6 protein-coding genes and 1 pseudogene are annotated in these 7,175 nt (G+C 72.0%); 5 read left to right on the top strand and 2 right to left on the bottom strand.

Annotated elements, in window-relative coordinates; genetic code table 11:
* Nucleotides 1-17 precede the first annotated feature (17 nt).
* Nucleotides 18-284, top strand: a pseudogene (locus H0H10_RS41320) (AMP-binding protein); the annotation flags it as partial.
* On the top strand, nucleotides 285-2,345 hold the full coding sequence (locus H0H10_RS30345; RefSeq protein ID WP_373566922.1) for a condensation domain-containing protein: 2,061 nt from the start codon (nucleotides 285-287) through the stop codon (nucleotides 2,343-2,345).
* A 65-nt stretch (nucleotides 2,346-2,410) separates the two neighbouring features.
* Here H0H10_RS30345 and H0H10_RS30340 read toward each other — a convergent pair whose 3' ends face one another.
* Complete coding sequence (locus H0H10_RS30340; protein WP_188184346.1) at nucleotides 2,411-3,724, bottom strand: hypothetical protein; 1,314 nt, start codon at nucleotides 3,722-3,724, stop codon at nucleotides 2,411-2,413.
* A gap of 158 nt (nucleotides 3,725-3,882) precedes the next feature.
* Between H0H10_RS30340 and H0H10_RS30335 the strand changes: the two genes are divergently transcribed.
* From H0H10_RS30335 to H0H10_RS30325, 3 genes are read left to right on the top strand one after another with little or no spacing between them, the layout of a single operon-like run.
* Nucleotides 3,883-4,365 carry a hypothetical protein gene (locus tag H0H10_RS30335; protein ID WP_188184345.1) on the top strand — a complete coding sequence of 161 codons (483 nt, stop codon included), beginning with the start codon at nucleotides 3,883-3,885 and terminating at the stop codon, nucleotides 4,363-4,365.
* A gap of 6 nt (nucleotides 4,366-4,371) precedes the next feature.
* Complete coding sequence (locus H0H10_RS30330) at nucleotides 4,372-4,761, top strand: BlaI/MecI/CopY family transcriptional regulator (protein WP_188184344.1); 390 nt, start codon at nucleotides 4,372-4,374, stop codon at nucleotides 4,759-4,761.
* A 58-nt stretch (nucleotides 4,762-4,819) separates the two neighbouring features.
* Nucleotides 4,820-5,695 (top strand): M56 family metallopeptidase, encoded by an 876-nt coding sequence (locus H0H10_RS30325; protein WP_188184343.1) that lies wholly within the window; start codon nucleotides 4,820-4,822, stop codon nucleotides 5,693-5,695.
* A 72-nt stretch (nucleotides 5,696-5,767) separates the two neighbouring features.
* Here H0H10_RS30325 and H0H10_RS30320 read toward each other — a convergent pair whose 3' ends face one another.
* Nucleotides 5,768-7,135 (bottom strand): aspartate aminotransferase family protein, encoded by a 1,368-nt coding sequence (locus H0H10_RS30320; RefSeq protein WP_188184342.1) that lies wholly within the window; start codon nucleotides 7,133-7,135, stop codon nucleotides 5,768-5,770.
* Nucleotides 7,136-7,175: the final 40 nt, after the last annotated feature.

The following is a 7,175-nucleotide window of genomic DNA, read 5'->3' as shown; positions in this document are numbered from 1 at the left end:
CGGGTCTGCGGGTGGCGATGTTGTCGGGTGACTGGGTTCCGTTGTCGTTGCCGGAGCGGGCGTGGGAGGTGTTTCCGGGGGTTCGTGTGCTGAGTCTGGGTGGGGCGACGGAGGCGTCGATCTGGTCGGTGCACTATCCGGTGACCCGGGTGGATCCGGGGTGGGTGAGTGTTCCGTACGGGACGGCGTTGGCGAATCAGTCGATGCATGTGCTGGACGGACGGATGCGGGTGCGGCCGCCGTATGCGACGGGTGGGATCTATATCGGTGGTGTCGGGACGGCGTTGGGGTACTGGAAGGACGAGGAGAAGACGGCGCGGTCGTTCGTGGTGCATCCGGGGACGGGTGAGCGGTTGTACCGGACGGGGGATCTGGGGCGGTTCTGGCCGGACGGGACGATCGAGTTCCTGGGGCGTGAGGACCAGCAGGTCAAGATCAACGGGTATCGGATCGAGCTGGGGGAGGTCGACGCGGCGCTGGTCGCGCATCCGCGGGTGAGCGGTGCGGTCACGGTGACCGACAGTGTCGGGCAGTCCGGCAAGCGGCTGGTGTCCTACGTGACCCTGGACGGGGAGGCGGAGACCGAGGAGCTGCGTGCCTGGCTGCGGGACAGGATTCCCGCCTACATGGTGCCGCCGGTGCTGGTGGTGCTGGAGGAGTTCCCGCTCAGCGGCAACGGCAAGGTGGACCGCAGGGCCCTGCCCGCCCCCTCCCAGGCCCAGACCGCCACCGGCTACACGCCGCCGGCCGGTCCGGTCGAGCACGCCCTGGTGCAGGTCTGGTCGGAACTGCTCAACCCGGCCGAACCGCTGTCCACCACCGCCAACCTCTTCGAGCTCGGCGCCGACTCCCTGCTCGCCCTGCGCGCCACCGCGGCCGCCGACCGGCACGGCCTGCGCCTGCAACTCGCCGACGTCTTCGCCCACCCCACCATCACCCGACAGGCCCTGGTCGTGGACTCGGCACCGGCCGGCTCCACGCAGGACGACCCGGTGGGCCCCACCGGCATGACGCCCTCGCAGCGCTGGTTCCTCTCCCAGGACCTGCCGCGCCGCCACCACTGGAACGACGCCTCCTTCCTGCTGGCGCTGCAGCGGCCGCTCGACCCCGCCGTCCTGGCCCGGGCGCTCGGCCGCGTCCTGGAGCACCACGACGCGCTGCGGCTGCGCTTCGCCCAGGACGACGGCGGCGACTGGGAGGCCCAGGTGGCGCCGTTCGACGAGGCGGACGAACTGCCGTTCAGCGTGCACGACCTGTCGCACCTGGACAGCCGGGCCCAGAAGAAGCACAGCGTCGCCATCAGCGACGAGCTCCAGGCCAGCCTCGACCTCGGCCGTGGACCACTGCTGCGCCTGGCCTACTTCGACATGGGCGACCGGCCGCACTGCGTGCTGTTCCTCGCGCACTGGCTGGCCGTCGACCACTACTCGGGCCGCATCCTGCTGGAGGACCTCCTCGGCTGCTACGCCGACCTGGAGGCCGGCGGCGAGGGCCTGCTGCCGCCGCGCACGACGTCGTTCCGCGCCTGGACCCGAGGGCTCGCCGAGTACGCGAACTCCCCGGAGGTGACGGCCGAGACCGGCCACTGGGCGAGTGAGGCCCGCCGCAACCCCACGCCCGTCCCGGTGGACGGCACGGAGGGCCCCAACTCGCTGGAGTCGCTGGAGAACGTCACCGTGCGCGTCGAACGCGACGTGACCGACGCGCTGGTGCACCTGCTGCCCCGGCACATCCGGGCCGACCTGTCCGAAGTCCTGTGCTCCGCGGCACTGCGCGCCCTGCACACCGCGTACCCCGACGAGGACGGCGCGCGACGCGTCCTGGTCGACCTGGAACGGCACGGGCGCGACCTGCCGGTCCCGGGCGCCAACGTCAGCCGCACCGTGGGCCGCTTCTCCACGCTCGTACCGGTGCTGTTCGACCACGACCCCGCGCTGCCGGCCGACGACGCGCTGCGCCGGGTGCGGGACCAGGTCGACGCACAGCCGGGCCGGGGGGCCGGACACGGACTGCTGACGTACCTGTCCGGCCGGCCCGAGGCGGCGGCGCTGCGCGGCCTGCCCGCCGCACAGCTCGGCGTCAACTACCTCGGCCAGGTCGACGAGGTGTTCCTGCGCAGCGACCTGCTGAGCGTGCCGCGCATGGCCTACGGCAGGCAGCGCAGCGACACCGGTACCCGGTTCCGGCTGATCGACGTGGTCGGGTTCGTGGTCGCGGGCCGGCTCAACCTCACCGTGGGCTTCAGCGCCAACCGGCACTCCGCCGCGACGCGCAAGGCGTTCACGGCGGCCCTCGTCGCCGAGCTCACCGAACTCGCCCGGCTGGTGCGGCAGTACGAGGAGTGAGGCACGCCGAAGGGGTCCGGGGGACGGCACCCGTCCCCCGGACCCCTTCCCTTGGGCGGCAGCCCTCACCCGCTGAGCAGCAGCGTCAGCCCACCCAGCGTCAGGGCGATCATCAACACGAACAAGGGCACCTGCGGCCAGACCTTGCGTCCGCTGGGCAGGGCGCCCACGGCGGAGTCATGGGCCGCGATCACGCCCAGGACGTGCCCGGTGACCACGGACACCACCTGCAGCAGGGCCAGCACGACCGCCGACGGCAGCGCGTACTGCACGGCGGGAGCGCCTCCGTGGTGAGTGGCGAGCGGTTCCCCCGAGACGAAGAAGACGTCGACGAACCGCTGCGCCTCCAGCATCAGTGCCGAGGCGTAGTGCGCGATCGCGTAGCCCACGGCGACCGGGACGAGCGACGGCGCCATCAGGCCCGCGCTCCAGGGGGCACCGTGCGACAGGCGCCGCGCGGCCCATGCCGAGAGCCGCAGCAGACCCAGCATGAGCAGCGCCGTGCCGACCAGCCCGGCCGTGCGCGCCGGCGACTCGGGCAGCCCGTCGCTCGCCGCCTTCCAGGCGTCCGTGTTGGCGAAGCTGTCGAACGCGGTCAGCGCCAGCATCACCGACACCAGGGCGGTCAGCCCCGGCCGGTCGCGCACGCCGGCCAGCCCGTTGAAGGGGTTGCGCAGGACCAGGCGCCGGTCGCCGTCGGGGGAGCGGCCCAGCGGCGACATGGCGGCGACGATCGAGGAGTACACCTCGAAGGTGTCACCGCGGGCGAACCAGCGCGAGCCGTACACCGTCGCCGCCACCAGCTGCACCGCCCCGTACAGCCACAGCCACAGCAGCACGGCCGACGCGGACCCCCGTCCCGGGGCGGCGAGTTCGAGCCACCCGAAGCAGAGCAGACCCACGGCGGCGGGCCACACACCCACCCGGTCCGGCAGCCGGCGCAGCCCTTCGTCGGGCGGGACACGCGTCAGCGCGCAGACCACCTCGTGCACGGAGCGCAGCGGGTTCAGCAGCCGCCAGACGGGCCCCAGCAGCAGGGAGGCGGGCACCAGTCCCACCCAGAACAACACGTACACCATGGCGGGCCCCAGTTCGTGACCGCCGTAACCCGTCGTCAGCACGGTCAGCGTCAACAGGGCCAGGGCCGCGCCCACGACCCGGAGCGTGCGGCGCAGCAGCGGATGGTCGACGGCGAGCGTCAGCGGCTGCGGGACCGTCCGCCAGACCCGGCGTTCGTCGAAGCGGCGCTCCTGCCAGCGCAGCCGCAGCGCGTCGAACGACGCGTACAGGGCGGTCGCCCCGGCGATCAGCGCGTACGTACGGGGGATCGGGCCCGAACCGTGTCCGACGACATGGGCGAGAGTGAAGGCTGAGAGCATGCGCCCACCCTGGCTTCCCCGGCCGTTGCCGCCCAGGCTCCGAGGGCCGCGCCTTCGGGTCCGGCGGCGACGAAGCCCGGGGTGCCCGATCGGGCAGTCCGATCGCACTCGCCGGTGTCGGATCACGCCGTCACGGCTCACCGGTGCACGGTGGTGGTATGGAATCGACAGGCATGCGGGTGGCCGTCGGACAGCGGACCTCCGGCTCCCCCGGCACCGACCCGCTCGGCTGGCGGAGGTACCTGGCCTTCGCCGGCGTGGTGATCTACCTCTTCGGTCAGGCGTACGACACGTACTGGCACGCGAAGAACGTCTCCTTCGTCGTGGAACCACCGAGTTCGCTGTGGAGCATTCACCTCGGGATCTGGCTGGGCGCCGTCATCACCGTGGCGGCCGGCGCCACCCAGTGGAGCGTCCCCGGGTTCCGCGTGGCCGGCACGCTGCTCGTCGTCGGCGGAGGAGGTGAACTCGCCGGATTCTTCCTGGACATGTGGAAGCACTCCCAGGGCACGTCCCTCGACTTCTACCACGACCTGGTCTGGTACGGATTCGGTGTGGTGGTGGTCGGCATGGTCCGGCTCGAGGCCATGCGCCGCAACCGTCTCGGTGCCCGTCACCGCGCGAACAGCACAGGACCGTGATGGCCCATGAACCCAAGCGAAGCCGGCAAACTGGTCAAGGCCCTGGGGCCGCTCGGCGCCGAGCTCCTCACCGTGCTGTGGCGGGCCGACCGGCGCCTGACCGTGCGTCAGGTGCTTGAGGAGGTCAACCGCGGGCGGTCGGAACCCCTCGCCTACACCACCGTCATGACGGTCCTCAACCGGCTCAGCCGGCGCAACGTGCTGCGCCGCACGGAGGAGGGCCGTGGCTTCGCGTACGAGGCGATGGTGACGGACGCGGCCGATCTCGCCGTGCGCGACGTCATCCGGGACCACGGGGTCTCCGCGGTGGCCCACTTCATCGACCAGTGCCAGGCGGAGCCCCAGCTCCGCTCCCGCCTGATGAAGCTCGTGCAGGCGGATTCCGACAACACCTGACAGGCAGACACGATCACGACGGTACGGGGGAGTCTTGTTGGTGCGGCTTCGTGACGGCATGCCACGTGTCCCCGCCGCCCGGGTGGGGCTCGCCGTGTGTGCCCTGGCCGGGCTGATCACGTGCGACGTGCTGGTCTACACGCTGTTGCGGCTCTGGCGGCACTGGCCGCGGGTGGGCCCGAGCCGGGGGGTCGCGGACGCGCTCAACGCCGTGGTGCTCGGCGCCGGGGCCGCGGTCGCGCTGGTGACCGCCGCGGTGGCCGCCACGGTCGCGGTGCGCGGGCTCCTGGCCGCCCGGCGGGCCGCCCGGTGGATCGGCGGACACGCCCTGCCGCCCTCCGAACGGGTGCTCGCGATCGCACGGCGCCTCGGTGGGCCTGATAACGATGTCAGGGTCGTCCAGCTCGACGTGGACGACCCCGTCGCCCTCACACACGGCCTGGTGCGGCCCGTGGTCGCCGTCAGCACCGGCCTGGCGCGGCGGACGACCGACGAGGAACTGGCCGCGGTGCTCGGGCACGAGCTGCACCACGCCCGGCGCCGGCATCCGCTGGGGCGGCTCGTCGTGGAGACGGTCGCCTCCACCCTGTGGTTCGTGCCGGGCCCGCGCGTCGTCGCACACCATGTGAAGACCCGTCAGGAACTGTCGGCGGACCAGGCCGCCCTGGCGTTCGCCGCGCCCAGCGTCGTCGCGAGCGCCCTGGTGAAGTGCCTTTCCGACTCCGGTGGGCCGGCCATCGGCACCGGGATGGGAGGTGACACCGCGCTGGCCGCCCGCGTCGAGCAGCTGGAACACGGGTCGAAGCGATTCGCCAGGTTTCTGCGCTGCTGTCAGCTGCGCCGCCTGCTGCTGGGCGGCATGGTCCTGCTGGGACTGATCATGTACTGCTGCGTGGCGGCCGTCGCGGGAGAGCTGGTCCTGCCCTTCGGCTGACCCGGCGACCCGTTCCCCCGTCCCGCGCCCGCACGGACGGGAGACGGAGGAACGGAAGCGGTGTCCCCGCCGTCACGCCACGCGCGCGTCCGCGACCGTCAGCGCGTCGTCGATCCGGGCCAGACCCTCACGGGCGTCCTCCTCGCTGATGTTGCAGGGCGGCGTGATGTTCAGCCGGTTGATGTACACCATCGCGCTCACCCCCCGCTTCATCAGCGCCCCCATCAGCTCCGCACCCGGCGGTGTGAGCCGGTCCGGGGTGTCGTAGTTGACGTACATCTCCTTGGTGTCCTTGCTCTTCACCAGCTCCAGCGCCCAGATCGCGCCGATGCCGCGGGCCTCGCCGACGCAGGGGTGGCGCTCGGCCATCTTCGTCAGCTCCGGCTCGAAGACCTCGCGGCCGAGCCGCGCGGCGTGCTCCACGAGCCCCTCGTCGCGCATCGTGTCGATCGCCTCCACCGCCACGGCGCAGGCCAGCGCGTGGCCCGAGTACGTCGACCCGCCCGGATACGGCGTCTTGCTGAAGGTCTCCACGATCTCGTCGGAGACGAGCACGCCCGACAGCGGCACGTAACCGGAGTTGACCCCCTTGGCGAAGGTCATCAGGTCCGGGCGCACGCCCCAGTGGTCGGAGGCGAACCAGGCGCCGGTGCGGCCGAAGCCGACCATGATCTCGTCCAGGATCAGCATGATCCCGTACCGGTCGCACAGCTCCCGTACGCCGGCCAGATAGCCGTCGGGCGGCACGAGCACGCCGCTGCTGGTGCCGCCGACCGGCTCCAGCACGATCGCGGCGATGGTCTTCGCCCCCTCCAGGACGATCACCTGCTCCAGGTGCTCCAGCGCCCGCGCGCACTCCTGCTCCTCGTTCTCGGCGTAGAACGCCGAGCGGTACAGGTACGGCGGGAAGAACCGCACCACCCCGGCCGTACCGGTGTCGTTGCGCCACCGGCGCGGGTCACCGGTGAGCTGGATCGCCGTCGAGGTGGCGCCGTGGAACGAGTGGTGGGCGGCCAGCAGCTTGAACCGGCCCGTGTGCAGCCGCGCGAGCCGCACGGCGTGCTCCACGGCCTCGGCGCCGCCGGTGGTGAACAGCACCCGGTTCAGGCCCTCCGGAGCCAGTTCCGCGATCTTGCGTGCGGCGGTGGCGCGCCGCTCCTCCGCGAAGTGCGGCGCGATGGTGCACAGCCGGTCCGCCTGGTCCTTGACCGCAGCCACCAGCCGCGGGTGCTGATGCCCGAGGTTGGCGTACACGAGCTGGGAGGAGAAGTCGAGATAGCGGTTGCCGGCGTAGTCCCAGAACCACGACCCCTCCGCTCCGGCCACCGGCAGGGCCATGTGCGTGCCCTGCTGCACCCAGCCGCGGAAGACATGTGCCCCGTCGTCGGCGACGACCGCCTTGGCGGCTTCAAGTCCCTTGCCTGTCTCGGAAGTTGTCATGCGTAGCACGGTAGGGCCGGGGCCCTGCCTCCTCCCAGTT

The sequence above is a fragment of the Streptomyces griseicoloratus genome, from assembly GCF_014534645.1.
Lineage (GTDB): Bacteria > Actinomycetota > Actinomycetes > Streptomycetales > Streptomycetaceae > Streptomyces > Streptomyces griseicoloratus.
This window is presented reverse-complemented; position numbering and strand designations above follow the sequence as displayed.